This is a genomic window from Planktothrix prolifica NIVA-CYA 540 (genome assembly GCF_963864145.1).
GTDB lineage: Bacteria > Cyanobacteriota > Cyanobacteriia > Cyanobacteriales > Microcoleaceae > Planktothrix > Planktothrix agardhii.
Genome location: NZ_CAWLTW010000001.1, coordinates 3,533,873 through 3,548,622, shown reverse-complemented (window position 1 = coordinate 3,548,622; position 14,750 = coordinate 3,533,873). Strand labels below are relative to the sequence as shown.

14 protein-coding genes are annotated in these 14,750 nt (G+C 39.7%); 11 read left to right on the top strand and 3 right to left on the bottom strand.

The window, feature by feature from the left end; translation table 11 throughout:
- The first annotated feature begins 89 nt into the window (after positions 1-89).
- From rseP to rpsN, 3 genes are read left to right on the top strand one after another with little or no spacing between them, the layout of a single operon-like run.
- Entirely contained in the window at positions 90-1,193 is a 1,104-nt protein-coding gene (gene rseP, locus AC559H_RS15880) for an RIP metalloprotease RseP (RefSeq protein WP_026785326.1), read from the top strand.
- Positions 1,194-1,202: 9 nt separating this feature from the next.
- A complete protein-coding gene (gene nth, locus AC559H_RS15875) occupies positions 1,203-1,922 on the top strand; it encodes an endonuclease III (protein WP_051319671.1) in 720 nt (239 codons plus the stop codon).
- 1 nt (position 1,923) lies between these two features.
- The gene (rpsN, locus tag AC559H_RS15870) at positions 1,924-2,226 is read left to right on the top strand and encodes a 30S ribosomal protein S14 (RefSeq protein ID WP_026785328.1); all 303 of its coding nucleotides are present in this window, start codon (positions 1,924-1,926) and stop codon (positions 2,224-2,226) included.
- Positions 2,227-2,556: 330 nt separating this feature from the next.
- Here rpsN and AC559H_RS15865 read toward each other — a convergent pair whose 3' ends face one another.
- Positions 2,557-4,542, bottom strand: coding sequence for an FHA domain-containing protein (locus AC559H_RS15865; RefSeq protein ID WP_026795973.1), 1,986 nt, complete (start codon positions 4,540-4,542; stop codon positions 2,557-2,559).
- 38 nt (positions 4,543-4,580) lie between these two features.
- The gene (locus AC559H_RS15860; RefSeq protein WP_026795972.1) at positions 4,581-5,096 is read right to left on the bottom strand and encodes an FHA domain-containing protein; all 516 of its coding nucleotides are present in this window, start codon (positions 5,094-5,096) and stop codon (positions 4,581-4,583) included.
- Positions 5,097-5,291: 195 nt separating this feature from the next.
- On the opposite strand from AC559H_RS15860, the gene AC559H_RS15855 reads away from it, so the two are divergent.
- The 6 genes from AC559H_RS15855 to AC559H_RS15830 all read left to right on the top strand — a co-directional run bounded on the left by AC559H_RS15855 (position 5,292) and on the right by AC559H_RS15830 (position 12,464).
- Positions 5,292-6,164, top strand: a complete 873-nt coding sequence (locus AC559H_RS15855) for an SDR family oxidoreductase (protein ID WP_026785331.1) — start codon at positions 5,292-5,294, stop codon at positions 6,162-6,164.
- Between the two features lie 109 nt (positions 6,165-6,273).
- A complete protein-coding gene (locus AC559H_RS15850) occupies positions 6,274-7,332 on the top strand; it encodes an NAD(P)-dependent alcohol dehydrogenase (protein WP_026785332.1) in 1,059 nt (352 codons plus the stop codon).
- 417 nt (positions 7,333-7,749) lie between these two features.
- On the top strand, positions 7,750-8,643 hold the full coding sequence (locus AC559H_RS15845; RefSeq protein WP_051319670.1) for a C39 family peptidase: 894 nt from the start codon (positions 7,750-7,752) through the stop codon (positions 8,641-8,643).
- A gap of 95 nt (positions 8,644-8,738) precedes the next feature.
- The gene (locus tag AC559H_RS15840) at positions 8,739-9,281 is read left to right on the top strand and encodes a hypothetical protein (protein WP_026795971.1); all 543 of its coding nucleotides are present in this window, start codon (positions 8,739-8,741) and stop codon (positions 9,279-9,281) included.
- A gap of 36 nt (positions 9,282-9,317) precedes the next feature.
- Positions 9,318-9,959, top strand: coding sequence for a lysozyme (locus tag AC559H_RS15835; RefSeq protein ID WP_202806317.1), 642 nt, complete (start codon positions 9,318-9,320; stop codon positions 9,957-9,959).
- A gap of 264 nt (positions 9,960-10,223) precedes the next feature.
- The gene (locus AC559H_RS15830) at positions 10,224-12,464 is read left to right on the top strand and encodes a peptidoglycan-binding protein (protein ID WP_051319669.1); all 2,241 of its coding nucleotides are present in this window, start codon (positions 10,224-10,226) and stop codon (positions 12,462-12,464) included.
- Between the two features lie 157 nt (positions 12,465-12,621).
- Here AC559H_RS15830 and AC559H_RS15825 read toward each other — a convergent pair whose 3' ends face one another.
- A complete protein-coding gene (locus AC559H_RS15825) occupies positions 12,622-13,116 on the bottom strand; it encodes a hypothetical protein (RefSeq protein WP_051319668.1) in 495 nt (164 codons plus the stop codon).
- 88 nt (positions 13,117-13,204) lie between these two features.
- On the opposite strand from AC559H_RS15825, the gene AC559H_RS15820 reads away from it, so the two are divergent.
- Entirely contained in the window at positions 13,205-14,449 is a 1,245-nt protein-coding gene (locus tag AC559H_RS15820) for a pentapeptide repeat-containing protein (RefSeq protein WP_052331199.1), read from the top strand.
- A 64-nt stretch (positions 14,450-14,513) separates the two neighbouring features.
- Positions 14,514-14,738: a hypothetical protein gene (locus tag AC559H_RS15815; protein WP_026795969.1), complete on the top strand. Its 225-nt coding sequence runs from the start codon at positions 14,514-14,516 to the stop codon at positions 14,736-14,738.
- Positions 14,739-14,750 lie beyond the last annotated feature (12 nt).

Here is a 14,750-nt window from a genome sequence, read left to right as displayed (position 1 = left end):
GTTGTTAAACCAATTCTTAATACCCAACAACTGAGTTCTGATATTAGAATGGTTAGAACCGCTCAATTGTCGTTTTACAGGATTTATTCATGTCAATATTGGCAGCGATCGCCGTTCTTGCGGTGTTGATTTTCGTTCATGAACTGGGACATTTTTTAGCCGCCCGTTTCCAGCATATCCATGTTAATCGCTTTTCTATTGGCTTTGGCCCGATATTATGGAAATATCAAGGGTCAGAAACAGAATATGCAATTAGAGGTTTACCATTAGGGGGATATGTGGGATTTCCCGATGATGATCCTGAGAGTACCATTCCCAAAAATGATCCGAATTTACTCAGTAATCGTCCGGTTTTAGATCGTGCAATTGTGATTAGTGCCGGGGTGATTGCTAATTTGATTTTTGCCTATTTATTATTGGTGACTCAAATTGGAATTATTGGGGTTCCCAGTTTTAATCAGGAACCTGGTGTAAAAGTTGCAGAAGTTACTCAAAATGTTGATTCCGCCGCTCATCGGGCTGGAATTGAATCTAAAGATATTATTTTGGCAGTGGATGGTCAGGAATTAGGGGCTTCTGAAACTTCGATTAAAACCTTAATTGCAGCTATTCAAACCCATCCGAATCAACCTTTATCAGTACAGATTAAAAGACAGGATCAACTGGTATCTGTTAACCTGGTTCCCGATTTAGCAAGTGATGGGAAAGGTCGGATTGGAGTACAGTTAACCGCGAATGGCACTATTGTTCGTCATCGGGCTGCGAACCCAATTGAAGCATTAAGCAAGGGTGCAACGGAATTTCAACGGATTATTAACTTAACTGCATCTGGTTTTGGACAACTGATTAGTCGATTTAGTGAAACCGCAGAACAGCTATCTGGCCCGGTGGGAATTGTCAAATTTGGGGCCGATATTGCCCGTTCCGATCCATGGAATTTGTTGCAATTTGCGGCGTTAATTAGTATTAACTTAGCCTTCATTAATATTCTACCCCTTCCGGCTTTAGATGGCGGTCAGCTAGCCTTTTTGTTATTTGAAGCCCTGAGTGGTAAACCCTTACCTGAGAAAATTCAAGAAAATGTGATGCAAACGGGTTTGATGTTGTTATTAGGATTAGGGGTTTTCTTGATTATTCGAGATACGATTAATTTAACGGATTTAAGTTGGGTGCGATCGCTATTTCAACAGTAAATAATTAATATGGTGACTCAGAAAAAGCGTAACCCAAAACAACGCGCCTTGGAAATTTTATTACGACTAAAACGCTTGTATCCCGATGCAACCTGTAGTTTAAATTATCAAACTCCGGTGCAATTATTAGTCGCCACAATTCTATCGGCTCAATGCACAGATGAACGGGTAAATCAAGTGACTCCGGCTCTATTTGCTCGGTTTCCCGACGCCCAAAGTTTAGCCAAAGCCGATATTACGGAACTGGAAACCCTAGTCAGGTCAACGGGGTTCTATCGGAACAAAGCCCGCCATATACAAGGCTCCTGTCAACTGTTGGCGGAAAAATACGAGGGACAACCGCCAAAAGTGATGGAACAACTCTTAGAACTCCCAGGGGTGGCTCGTAAGACCGCTAACGTGGTGTTAGCCCATGGCTATGGGATTAATATGGGGGTGACGGTGGATACCCATGTTAAACGGCTGAGTCAACGGCTAGGACTGACTACCCATAGCGATCCAATTCGGATTGAGCGGGATCTAATGCCTTTGATTCCCCAGGAAGACTGGGAAAATTGGTCAATTCGCTTAATTTATCATGGTCGGGCCGTCTGTACAGCGCGTAGTCCAATGTGTTATAATTGTGAATTGTCTGATTTATGCCCCTCTGCTCAAGGATCAACCGTCCCCAGCGCAGGAAAAAAACTTGGCTTTAGCATAAATAATTATTTACAAGGAGAACAGCCTTAATATGGCTAAAAAAAGCATGATTGAGCGCAATAATAAGCGCAAAAGAACGGTAGAAAAATATGCGGAAAAACGCGCTGATCTGAAAGACCAGTTTGAGCAAGCTGGGTCTCAATTGGAAAAAATGGAAATTCACCGCAAAATCCAACAACTCCCCCGCGATAGTTCCAGAACCCGTGTCAGAAACCGTTGCTGGTTAACTGGACGTCCCAGAGGGTTCTATCGGGATTTTGGATTGTCTCGTAACGTTATCCGTGAAATGGCCCACGCAGGATTATTACCCGGTGTGGTTAAGTCCAGTTGGTAATAGATAGGGGCGAGATATCCGACGGTGGGTATCAAATGTCAGCTAAAAATAAGCTATAAAACTGAAAGTTAGTTGATTTTTTCTGATATAACAGGGAACAGCCCCCCCAAACCCCCCGTGCACGGGGGGCTAGGGGGGAAAACACTTTACCGTCTGGGTTCCAAGATCCGTCTGGTGTCTTAACTGCCTTGGCGGTTGCTATATCAGATCTCCCTTACCCCCCTGAATCAGTAAGGCTGTTTCATTTTACAGAATTGGGGAGTCAAATTGAGTCCCCAATTTTCGGCGAATCAGGCAAAAAAACTGAGTAATTATAAATAATTGGGATTTTTAGTTGGGAGGTTGATTATTCACCCATTTAAACCATTGTAAGAGCGATCGCCATCCCTTTAATTTGCCTAACCCCGGCGCAGAAATAGAAGCCAAACTTTCCAAAGAAATTAACGCCGCATATTGCAATCCCAAAAAGCTATCGACGGCCGCATAGGGGCCCCCCAAAGTAATTGCACCCGTGGCATACATCCGACCGCCTACAGCATCATTTAATACCGTAGAATTCCGCATTTCCACCAGTTCAAAATCATTCGCTACACTCAATCTTCCTAACGCATTTAATGGCAAATTATAATGAACTACTAAATCCTTTAATAAGGGATTTGTATTGACTTTTGCCTCTAATCCAGTCGCATCAATAATAAAATCCGCCTCTAACTCAAGGTGAGCATTTAACCCATGTTCTCGAATGGTTGTTAAAGTGCGACCCGTAGGACTGGGTTCCACCTGTTCAACGGTTCCAAAAGTAATCCGATACCACCCTTGGCGCAGTCCTTGATTAATAATATTTCGCCAGTCTTTTCGGTTAGCTGTGGTGGTTCCTCCCCACTGTTCTAAGAGTTGTAATCGTTCTTGGGGATTAGCTAATTCTAATTGTTGGCGTAAATCACCGCCCCAAGAGGCTTTGGGCCAGTTAAAGGGTTGAAATTCAAAATGATTTTCAATGGTTCTTTTTGCTTGTTGAAATTGATTTCCTTGGGCTTTGGGCGATCGCATTAAATGTAAAATTTGGATCTGAGAATTTTTAGATCTAGCTTCATAAAGACGCTGTAAAATTCGAGAAGCCACAATTCCCCGACCCCGGATAATTACTATTCCCCCCGATTGTTCTAAATGATCATAAATATGTTGATGATATTCATAGGCATTGACAACGGATTTAAAATCTTGGGTTTGTTCTCGATAAGTCTGTAAATCTGGAAGAAATTGAATCGCGGGATAACCCGTCGCTAAATGAACATATCGGGCAATAATAAAACCATGATCTCGACGATTTTCTGTAGAACAAGAATAGGCAATTGCATAACGTCCATCGGTAGTTTTTCTAATATTTTTTACCCGGCCATAGCGATATATTTTTGACCATTCAATCCGATTATCTTCTCGATCAATCGCATCAAAAACATGACCAGAACGGGGGGTATAGGTCTGGGCAAACGTTGGTTCAGAAAACACTTGCCAGAGTAAATTTAAAGCGGTGGAAAATTTGCCTTTACACCATTCTGTATAGGATTCTCGTAGGGCATAACTCGGCCATCCCCAAAGATTATCGGGACAGGAATCGGAATTAGACCGCAACCTTTCATGGGGAGGAATTTGGGAATTTGAACACAATCTTTGATAACGAGTATAGGGTTTATTTTCCATTCCTAACGCTATAATTTGATTAGATTTAACCCCGGAAATTCTGAGGGTATCAACCCAAATAAAACTCCCTAATCCTGCCCCAATAGTTAGATAATCAATTTGCTCAATCGGTAATCCTGTGGCTTGTAATTGGGTTAAAGAAACTTGAGCGGGATCGAGAAAGGATGGGGGTGGGAAACTCTCTTGATTTGATGAGGATATTGTCGGAGTAGAAAGATTGGGAACGGGTAAATCTGTTTGAGGATTAAAGGAAATTTGTGATAATTTTTGATTAGGAATGTTAAAAGTATTAGTAATAAAAGAAATTGTAATATTATATTCACCAATTTGTAAAGTATCTCCCTCTTGAATACAACAACGAGTTTGAACAATTCCATTTACTAAAATTCCATTTCGGCTTCCGGTATCTGTTAGCATCAAGTTTCCTTGTTCCCGGGTAATTAACCCATGAAAACGCGAGACTCTTTCCCCCGTTAAAACAATCCGAGAAACCTTTTCTCCATTCACCGTAGAAGGCATTCGTTCAAAAACCCTTCCTAATGCAATGGGTAAGGTTAGAACCGGGGTTCGCCATTCTCCTGTTTCTAAATTTTGCCAACTTAGTCGAATTTGCATCCGTTTTTTAGTCTTTATTTTTGAGATTTATCTATTATCTATTGGGTGGATAAAACCACACTAACTGCTGCTGCTAAGGACGTTCCACACCAAGGACAACCTATATTTAACTGTTCATAAGAGGAAACGCGATCGCATTGAGGACACTGTAAACCATATTGTACAAGATTGAGATGAACAGGAGCTTTTGATATTAGTTCATCGGGGGAAAATAATAGTGTTGGTGCAATTGAAAAATGTTCAAAAGAAACCGCAATTATTTCTAATTGCTGCTGTCCCAATTGTATGTTATTCCCTGAATTTAAAATAACCTCACTCGTTATTAACTTTTGATTATTAATTATTGGTGGGTTAGTTTCTCGTAAATTTTTCAGATAAAAGTTATGATTGGATGGATCAAAAAAAATTTCAATATGTAATCCTGATACCGTAGGATGGGATAATACAATATCGCAGCGTGTGGGATCTCGTCCAACCCGATAGGTTTTTTGATCATTTAAGGTTTGGGTGCGGGACTGACCAGCTTCTGTCCAATTTAGTGTCAGTTCGTTCATGGGTATTAATCTTGAGATATGGGGTTTTTATTTCAGTTTACCGAATACTATTTTAGGTGATCCTTAACGGTCAATTCTATCCTAGTTTTTTGATATAATTGCTTTTGTGGATCAAAAATGATTACGGTTAGATCTTAATGGTTTAGGCTGAAAGATGCGATCGCCGTTCACACTCTATAGTCTATCATATTAATCATGAATAAACTCTTAATTACAGGAGCTAGTGGTTTTTTAGGATGGCATCTTTGCCAAATTGCTCAAACTCAATGGCAAGTCTATGGCTTAACTCATTCTCAAACTATTGATATTCCTAATATTTATCTTTTTAAGACAGATTTAACGGATATTCCAGGATTAAAAAATCTGTTTCAAGAAATTAAACCCGATGCGGTTATTCATGCTGCGGCTCAATCTCAACCCAACTTTTGTCAACAGTATCCTGAAATATCCTATCAAATTAATGTTATCGCTTCTTGGGAAATTGCTAATCTTTGTGCTGAGTTAAATATTCCCTGTGTTTTTACTTCAACAGACTTAGTATTTAATGGTTTAAATCCACCCTATACAGAAACCGATCCCGTATCCCCAATTAGTTATTATGGGGAACAAAAAGTATTAGCTGAACAGGGAATGTTAGAACGCTATCCTCGAACAACTATTTGCAGAATGCCCTTAATGTTTGGGGATGTTCCTAACCATACCACCAGTTTTATTCAGCCTTTTATTAAAACTTTAAAAGCAGGAAAAGAGTTAAATTTATTTGTAGATGAATTTAGAACTCCCGTGGGGGGAAATACCGCAGCTAAGGGATTATTATTAGCCCTAGAAAATATATCAGGAATTTTGCATTTAGGAGGAAAAGAACGGATTTCTCGTTATGAATTTGGCTTACTCATGGCTGATATTTTAGAGCTTCCAAAGCATTTAATTAAACCCTGTTCTCAAGTGGATATTAAAATGTTAGCACCTCGTCCTCCTGATGTTTCTTTAGATAGTTATAAAGCCTTTAATTTAGGATATCAGCCCCGATCAATTCGGGAGGAATTAAGTAGATTAATAGTAGATTAATAATTCTCATGGTAAGCTGGAATCTATAATGCAATACATGAGCGAGAGAATAGATATCAAAAAACAACAATACCATTCGCTAAAAATAAACAAATAGGAGCATCAATTTATGTATAACACGAAAGCTTATTCCGCAGCCAGTGCAACATCAGCGCTGTCCTTCACCCAGATCGGACGACGCGATCTAACCGAACACGACGTACAGATTGAGATCCTTTTCTGCGGTATCTGCCACTCCGACATCCATTCGGTGCGTAACGAGTGGAGCAGCGTCATGCCCACTACCTACCCAATTGTCCCCGGTCATGAGATCGTCGGCCGTGTTACCCAGGTTGGCTCGGCAGTTACGAAGTACAAGCCCGATGACCTCGCCGCGGTTGGTTGCCTGGTTGACTCCGATGGTACTTGCCCCCATTGTCAAGCTAATCTTGAGCAGTTCTGCCCGAACCTGACCTTCACCTTCAACTCTCCCGACAAGCACCTCGGAGGCGTTACTTATGGGGGCTACTCCGATAGTATTGTTGTTGATGAACGCTTCGTTCTGCGAGTTCCTACTAACCTCAATCTCCCTGGAGTCGCGCCACTTCTGTGCGCCGGGATTACAACCTACTCACCCCTGCGTCACTGGGGCGTTACCAAAGGTAAGAAAGTTGGTGTGGTCGGTCTTGGTGGGCTGGGTCACATGGGGGTGAAATTTGCTCATGCGTTTGGAGCCCATGTCGTTGTCTTTACGACTTCACCCGATAAGAAAGAAGACGCGCTCCGTCTTGGTGCCGACGAAGTGGTTGTCTCCCGCAACGCCGACGAGATGCAGCAGCACGCTGGCAGTTTCGATTTTATTCTCGATACCGTCTCCGCTAATCACGATATTAACGCCTATCTCAATCTGCTTCGCCTTGACGGTAACATCACCCTTGTCGGTGCCCCGGAGAAACCCCTGGATGTCTCGGCATTCAGCCTGATCATGGCTCGCCGCAGTCTTTCTGGCTCTAGTATCGGTGGGATCGCCGAAACCCAAGAGATGCTCGACTTTTGTGGCAAACACAACATCACTGCCGATGTCGAAGTTATCCCAATCCAGAAGGTTAACGAAGCCTACGAGCGACTGCTCAAGTCCGATGTGAAGTACCGCTTCTGCATAGATATGGCATCCCTTAAATCTGCATAAGCGCCCGTCCCTATATCATTTGCAGAGGTCAAGACTTGGGCGGTTTAGAATTGATGAGGGCAGAGGCACTGATTGATAATTGGTATGAAATTCAAAGAAATTTATCTTTAGAGTGGGAATGGAACCCTAGATGTAGGGGTAATTCATGAATTACCCCTACTATTGATAGCGGTGATGCGTAAGTCCTGTATACTGTAGTTCAGGTTTTGACCTAGCCTAAAGTTCAGGTTGTTTCCCCATCTATCGGTTAGTTTAGAACTCAACTTTAAGGGAGGCTGATTTTCTGCCTTTGCTCTTAAGATTGAACTACTGGGGAAGAACACCTAAAAAACTTTATTATTCCTCGGAATATTAAGTGAAAAGGCTCAGTGTTCTTAACAACAACTACCCAATTTTTGAGTCGCTTTAGAAAAAGACATGAACACCTTAGAATATACATTGCGCTTTACTAAGGATTCTTTCCTGAAAGTTCGACCCTTAGAAACCTCCTATTTATCTCCTGATGAAATTCTGACTTATAAAGCTGGAGATGAAATTCCCATTAGTGCTTATACTCCCAATTTACAAGGGAAATATATTCGGGTTTATTTAGAGGAATTTGATGCACGTTCAATAGAAACTGCACCCAAACAATATTACTGTTTTGGGGATGATGTCGAAATCGTATTAACGGCGGTTTCTCGTGGCGAAGAACCCAGTCAAAAATATCCCCCTGTTCTCCCTCCCAAAGTCGATTTAAAAGTCCCTTATCATTCTCAACTCAATAATTTAGAACATCCTCTCGGTGCTTGTAATGTTACTTCTGTAGCAATGGTTCTCAAATATTATGGCATTGATTCTCGCAGTGCCCAAGATATTAATAATGATGTACAACTCGAAGATGTTCTATTTCGTAAAACAGAAGAATGGGATGAACAATATGGATATACAGGTGGAGAAAGAACTCGCCATATTCCGGCATTCCTTCAACGTCTTTTAAAAGAATGGGGTCAAGAATACGGGCCTGGTAAACTTCAAAATACTACCTTTAAAAATGTTACCACAGAACTAGAAATTAAACAACATTTGGCAAAAGGAAATCCGGTTATTGTTCACGGCTTTTTTACCAATTCTGGTCATATTATTGTGATCAAAGGATATGACGAGCAAGCCGGAGTTTGGATTTGCAATGATCCCTATGGCAAATGGTTAGGATATCAAGGAGGATATGATAACGATGCAAGCGGTGGAGATGTTCCCTACAGTTACAAAGATCTGCACGCCGTTTGGGATGTAAGTGGCGAAAGTTGGTGTCATTTTCCCCTATCCTAAACCTTTCTAAGAAGAGGATTTTTGGAGTTGAATTTCAGTGAATTGAGCAACCGAAACGGTCACAATACTGATAACCTTTATCACTTTCACGAATCATGAATCAGCTTGATGGAATTGCCCAAAAACTCATAGAACTTGATGAAGATACCCTCAAAGCACAACTTGCGATTCAGGAGCAAGAAATAGCAGATGAATCAACCTCTCGTTCTGCTTCTTCGTTAGACAGTTTAGAAGCGGCATTAATAGCAACGCCTAGAGGTGGGTTTGATCCAGAGATAATTAATGCAGGCGATCGCTTCTTCCAAAAATTGAACGTCAAAGCTTATCAATTAATGTGTAGTGATTTGTTTGACGATCAGGAATTGAAACAAAAAATTCAAGACGCTTACAAAGAAAACTCCGATAAAGCTGCGGCTTTATTAGCTCCAGTTTTAGCCAGTCAGTTAGGGTTAGCTTCTTCTGTAGCTGTTCTTTTGGCTGTGTTAATTATCAAAACCCTTTCATCAGCCACAACTGGTATTTCTTCCGCTACTTCTGATACGATTTGCGAACTTTGGAAAACTAAAGTTGATGATTCTATTGATAACCCTCAAGTATCAGGATCAGAAACAATTTCCTCAGAAGCGATCGCTAATTAATCAACCCCTCAGACAACAATAATTAAGGAGAAAAAAATGGAACGGACACTCGAAATTTTTCCCGATGGTAGCATTTATGAATATAAAGATGGTTTAGCCGTTAAAGCTATTCCGACTCATAAACAAGTCAAATTACTGCAAAAAGCCTTACAATTCACCCTCGCAGAAACCTTTACTATTGTTGCTGCTGATCAAGTTCCTCCTGTTGTGACAGATAGTGCAACTCGTGGCGGAATGACCATTAATTCAGAAGGAGTTAACTTAATTAAATCCTTTGAAGGGATGGAATTAGAAGCTTATTTAGATGCTGTTGATGTGTGGACAATTGGATACGGACACACCAAAACTGTAGAACCTGGAATGGTGATCACAGAAGCCCAAGCTGAAGAATTACTCCGTGAAGATTTAGCAGAATTTGAAGAAGCTGTTACAGAAGCGGTGCAAGTTTCGATTAATTTTAATCAATTTTCAGCCTTAGTTTCTTTTTGCTTTAATTTAGGTGCAGATTCTCTATTTCAATCTACCTTATTAAAGCTTTTAAATCAAGGAGACTTTCAAGGGGCGGCGGATCAATTTCCCCGGTGGAATAAAGCCGGAGGTCAAGAATTAGAAGGATTAACCCGACGAAGAAAAGCTGAAAGAGCCTTATTTTTAGGACAAGATTGGACGGTTTTTTAATCAGTAGGACGATGCTTTGCCCATCACTCACTCCTTTAAATTCAATAGGCTTATATCCCCTGATTCTAGCGAGAACCTACGACCTAAAGGGACGTTTGAAACGAGGAATCAGGGGGTCAAGTTCAGTGGAACTAGCTTTTAGGCTAGGGTAAAAACTGAACTTTTGGCTAGGTGCAGAATTGGCGAGGTGTAGTAAATTGGGCAAAGCAAGCACAATCGTAGTTTATTGTTCGTTCAGATAGACGATAGAAAGGACAAAATTCGATGGATACTTTAGGGTGCATTCAGGCGTGGTTAATTTGGCAGGAACAGCAAGAACAGTCAGAAGTTCCTGAGATTCAGATTTCCTCTATTCCTGGTTTACTGATTTTGATTTTGATTCTCACTCCTCTAATCGATTTACATCCTGTACTCGCTGCACAATTATTAGCTAGAGGAAGTCGAGGTCAAGGGGTTGTGGAGTTGCAGGATAATCTCAAACAAGCTGGGTGTATGCCTGGAAGTGTTAGAAGTACGGGCTATTATGGAAAAATTACGAAAGCTGCTGTGAAAAAACTACAACGAACTCATGGCTTGAGAGTGGATGGAGTTGTGGGAGAACAAACTCGCAATGCTTTGGACTCTGGTAAAACTTGCCAGTCATTAGCTAGTTCAGGAGTTCTTAAGATGGGAAGTCGAGGGGAGAATGTTCGTCAGCTTCAGGTTCAACTGAATAATTGGGGATTTCCAGTTAAGAAAGTAGATGGTGTTTTTGGAAAAGAAACTCGTGTGGCAGTTATTCGGTTTCAAAATTATCATGGTTTGAAGCCAGATGGTATTGTTGGGCCGAAGACAGCCAAAGTTTTGTGGACACCTCGAACTCAAGTTTCGCAAACTTCTGTTAGATCAGATAACACTGCTCAAAAAAATAAAATTTCTTACCAAGATCTTGCAAATCTTCCTAATACAAGTGTACAAGCTCTAAAGCCAAAAGAGTTTGAAACTCTTCAGAATGCTTTAGACAGCAGTGACAAGCAAATTCGCTACTTAGCAGCTTTTAAGTTAGCAAGTGAATTTGATGATCAAAGTGTTTTCAGATGTGTTGGGGTTGGTAAAGCAGACTATAATCCCTGCGATCCCAATGTTATTACTTTAATTATTAATTCATCAAATCAAGAGGATGATTCTAAAATACCACAATATAAAGAAGTTAAGCTACCAGTGGATAAAATGTTACGCATTTTCGATGATGCCATAGAGAAAGAAAATGATCCGTTTCTTCAATTTAGTGCGGCGGTGGCTCGAACCTGGATTTACCAACCCCCAACAAAGCAAGTCATTGAAATTTTAAAACTAAATCTAGAAAATAAGGATGAAATTATTGCAGAAGAAGCTCTTAATTCATTGAAACAGATAGCGAGCAATTCTCAGTATGTACAAGAGCTAACAGCAGATACAACAGTACAAGCTTTGATTACTCTTTTTAAAAGACAACCAGATTTTGGGAGTTTCACGACATTGAGTTACCTTGCTGCAACAGGTAATACAAAAGCACTACAGGCTTTAGATAATTTTTTGACAAATCCTAGTGATGGTGATTTTGCTTCAATTTTTGCTTCAATTTTAGGTAAAGAGAAAGGGCAAACAGTATTCAATACCCTCAATTCGGTTATTGAAAATAAGGAACTAGAAACACAAATACGTTCTAGTGCAACTGAAGCAATAGGACAAATTCATTTTACAGAAGAAAATGTGAGTTTGAAAAGTCAAGTTATAGATACTCTTCAGAAAGCTTTGGAAGATTCCGATGAAGACACTGAGGTTCGCTTTGCTGCTGCTGTAGCATTGGCTCAAATTGGACTTCCGAAAGACTCGCCTATTAAGAGTAGAGTTGTAGAGACTCTGAATACTATTCTACAAAATACAGATGAACAAGAAACGGTTCGCATTAATGCTGCTAACGCTCTTGCTAAAGTAGGCGGAAAAGAAGCATTAGGTATCCTCAAGGATGTTCTTAATAATATGAATGAAACTGAAGATGTACGTTCTGCCGCGGCTGGAGCATTAGCAGAAATTGGAGGAGAACAAAAAGAAGAAGCAAAAACTTTCCTCAAGAAAGCACTTAACAACTCAAAAACACCAGATCCAGTTCGGATTAATGTTGCTCTTGCTGTAAGTAAATTTGACTTAAATAGTGCGTTGTCGGCACTTACAAAAATGTATGACAAAGATCCAAAGATTGGAGCCGTAGATAGTCCAGCCGTGGCTTTGGTTTATATAGGACAAGAAAAGCCAGACAGAGTAGTAGAATCATTACAGCAATTGAGCAAAAAATATAAAAATACGGGTCGTCAAAAGAGAAGTATGGAAACAGATAAGATTATAGAATATATCAAAAATCCATCTCTTAATATATATTTTGATCCGAGAGGCGGATGTTGTGACGGTACTAAAGAAAGTCGTGATGCTTTTATAAAAGAAGCTAAAAAAAGACTTTCTAGCTCCCGTACCAAACAAAAAAGGTAAAATGCTCGTCAATTCTGATCTACATCAATTAAATAAAAAATATGAGAAAATTAAAAGGTGATTTTAAGAATCAACAACTAACAAAAAAAGATCTAAGCAATTCTGACATTAGAGGTTTAAGGTTGAATTTTTTAAACCTTAAAAGTTCAAATTTTAGCTATACAATAAATGGAGTAAGCTTATGGATTAAATATGGAATAATATTTGCTTGCCTGGTTTTTCTTACTGTATCTGGAGTGCTTATAGGTTGGTCAAGTTTTGCAATAGGTGATGAGTTATTTTTACCAGGTAACAAACTTGCCGTAGGAATAGTTACCTTATTAATTCCTCTTATATTTTTAGGACTTTGTATATATATTGAGTTTAAGAACAGTCTTGCTTCTTTTACCCTTGCAATTTTTAGTTTTCTCGTTTTTGCTGTTGCTGTCTCTCCACCTTCGGAAAAGATCAGAGAATTTACAATGCCTTTATTGTTTGGAGTGCTAATTGATATAGGATTCATAGCAGGTTTTACTATTTTAACTGAAACTATTGTCACTCTAGGAATAATTATAGTTAAAGTTTCAAAACTAAGACTTTTAAGTATTAGCTTATTTTTTGCTCTAGCTGGTGCTATTCCTAGTACGGTTTTAAACAGAATATATGACCTCATTTTTAAAGATTCTTTTGGCAGCTTTCTTGTATCATTTATACTAACTATTTTCTCGATAGTTATGGCGTTATATTTCAGTTTAAAAGCAATGAACGGAGAACGTAAATATTTAGTATTTAAATCATTTGCTATAGCTTTATGCTCGAAGAAAGGAACAAACTTTTATGGCTCAGATTTAACGGATGCTGACTTTACAGAAGCCCTTTTGGGAAATACTGATTTTAGAGAAGCTAATCTAACTCGTACTTGTTGGTTGAATGCCAAAAACCTAGATAAAGCTAGAGTTGAAGGAACCTATTTAGAAAACGAAAAAATTCGGCAACTGGTTGTTACAGGAGATGGACGAAATCAGAACTTTGATGGTTTAGATTTGCGGGGATGTAACTTACGAAATGCAGACTTAACCGATGCGAGTTTCATTAATGCCAAATTGAGTGAAGCGACCTTAGAAGGAGCAAACTTAACACGCGCTAAACTCGCCAAAGCTCAACTGTACGGGACTAACCTCAAGAATGCAATCTTAACAGGTGCTTGCATTCAAGATTGGGCAATTTCCCTCGATACCCAATTTGAAGGGATTAAATGTGAATATGTTTATATGCGTTTAGAAACCAAAGAAGACCCCGATCCTTGGCGTAAACCGGATAACCGCAATGAAACCTTTAAAGATGGGGACTTCAGTGATTTTATCGCGCCGATTATTAAAACTCAAAAACTCTACCAAACTCAAAATATTGATTTGCGGAGAGTGGCAGAAAATTATACAATTTTGGATATCTTTCACCATCAAGGAGTCGATCCAAGTGCAGCCGCGATCGCATTTCAGAAATTAATCGAAAAATACCCAGAAGCCGGACTAAAAGTGCTTTCAATCGAAGGACGAGGAAACGAAAAAATTCACTTCCAAGCTCAAGTTACTGATGATGCTAACCGTTCAATTCTGAGTCAAGAATATAGTGCCATCTATAACCAAATTAAATCGGGAACTTACAGCGACTTACAAGCATTTTTAGCCGCTGTCGCTGAAAAAGATCAGCAAATTGTCCGATTTCAAGAGTTACTAGAGAATGCGATTCAGCAACCTAAGTTTTATGTGGAAACCTATCAAGAAACTCGCGGTAATATTACCATTAGTAGTGTCCAAGGCAATATCAGTGGTGTCGTTGGCGGTGATTTAACGGGAACTGTCGATGTGTCCCAAGGCGATACAGAAATTTCAGGCGATCGCAATATTGAAATTAACAAAGGCGATTATCGGGAAACCTCCGTTAATGACCAAGGTAGTTATATTGAAGGGAATGTTCAGAACAGTTCCGAACCCGAAGAAAGCTAAATTTCGTGATGATATCTTCCTGATAATGTTATAATCAAAACAGCAATTTTTTATATTACTAATTATGTCTGAAGGATTACAAACCTCAAGGCTTCAACAAGCACTAGATACAGTAGAATCCCTCTCAATCGAGGAACAAAACCTCATCGTTGAAATCTTAGTTAAGCGCCTACAGAGAAGTCGCCGAGAACAACTACTCCAAGAAATTAAAGAAATTCGACAGGAAGCGGCAGAAGGCATGATTATAGTGGGTTCTGTAGATGATTTTCTTCGGGAGTTAGAGAGGTGAGAAAAATTGCTT

What these genes read in the sequence shown, in the direction of transcription:
- AC559H_RS15825 (WP_051319668.1), bottom strand. Translation starts at nt 13,116, where the DNA reads ATGAGGTCATATATTCTGTTTAAAACCGTACTAGGAATAGCACCAGCT.
- rpsN (WP_026785328.1), top strand. Translation starts at nt 1,924, where the DNA reads ATGGCTAAAAAAAGCATGATTGAGCGCAATAATAAGCGCAAAAGAACG.
- AC559H_RS15820 (WP_052331199.1), top strand. Translation starts at nt 13,205, where the DNA reads ATGAACGGAGAACGTAAATATTTAGTATTTAAATCATTTGCTATAGCT.
- AC559H_RS15845 (WP_051319670.1), top strand. Translation starts at nt 7,750, where the DNA reads ATGAACACCTTAGAATATACATTGCGCTTTACTAAGGATTCTTTCCTG.
- AC559H_RS15855 (WP_026785331.1), top strand. Translation starts at nt 5,292, where the DNA reads ATGAATAAACTCTTAATTACAGGAGCTAGTGGTTTTTTAGGATGGCAT.
- rseP (WP_026785326.1), top strand. Translation starts at nt 90, where the DNA reads ATGTCAATATTGGCAGCGATCGCCGTTCTTGCGGTGTTGATTTTCGTT.
- AC559H_RS15850 (WP_026785332.1), top strand. Translation starts at nt 6,274, where the DNA reads ATGTATAACACGAAAGCTTATTCCGCAGCCAGTGCAACATCAGCGCTG.
- AC559H_RS15840 (WP_026795971.1), top strand. Translation starts at nt 8,739, where the DNA reads ATGAATCAGCTTGATGGAATTGCCCAAAAACTCATAGAACTTGATGAA.
- AC559H_RS15860 (WP_026795972.1), bottom strand. Translation starts at nt 5,096, where the DNA reads ATGAACGAACTGACACTAAATTGGACAGAAGCTGGTCAGTCCCGCACC.
- AC559H_RS15865 (WP_026795973.1), bottom strand. Translation starts at nt 4,542, where the DNA reads ATGCAAATTCGACTAAGTTGGCAAAATTTAGAAACAGGAGAATGGCGA.
- AC559H_RS15835 (WP_202806317.1), top strand. Translation starts at nt 9,318, where the DNA reads ATGGAACGGACACTCGAAATTTTTCCCGATGGTAGCATTTATGAATAT.
- nth (WP_051319671.1), top strand. Translation starts at nt 1,203, where the DNA reads ATGGTGACTCAGAAAAAGCGTAACCCAAAACAACGCGCCTTGGAAATT.
- AC559H_RS15830 (WP_051319669.1), top strand. Translation starts at nt 10,224, where the DNA reads ATGGATACTTTAGGGTGCATTCAGGCGTGGTTAATTTGGCAGGAACAG.
- AC559H_RS15815 (WP_026795969.1), top strand. Translation starts at nt 14,514, where the DNA reads ATGTCTGAAGGATTACAAACCTCAAGGCTTCAACAAGCACTAGATACA.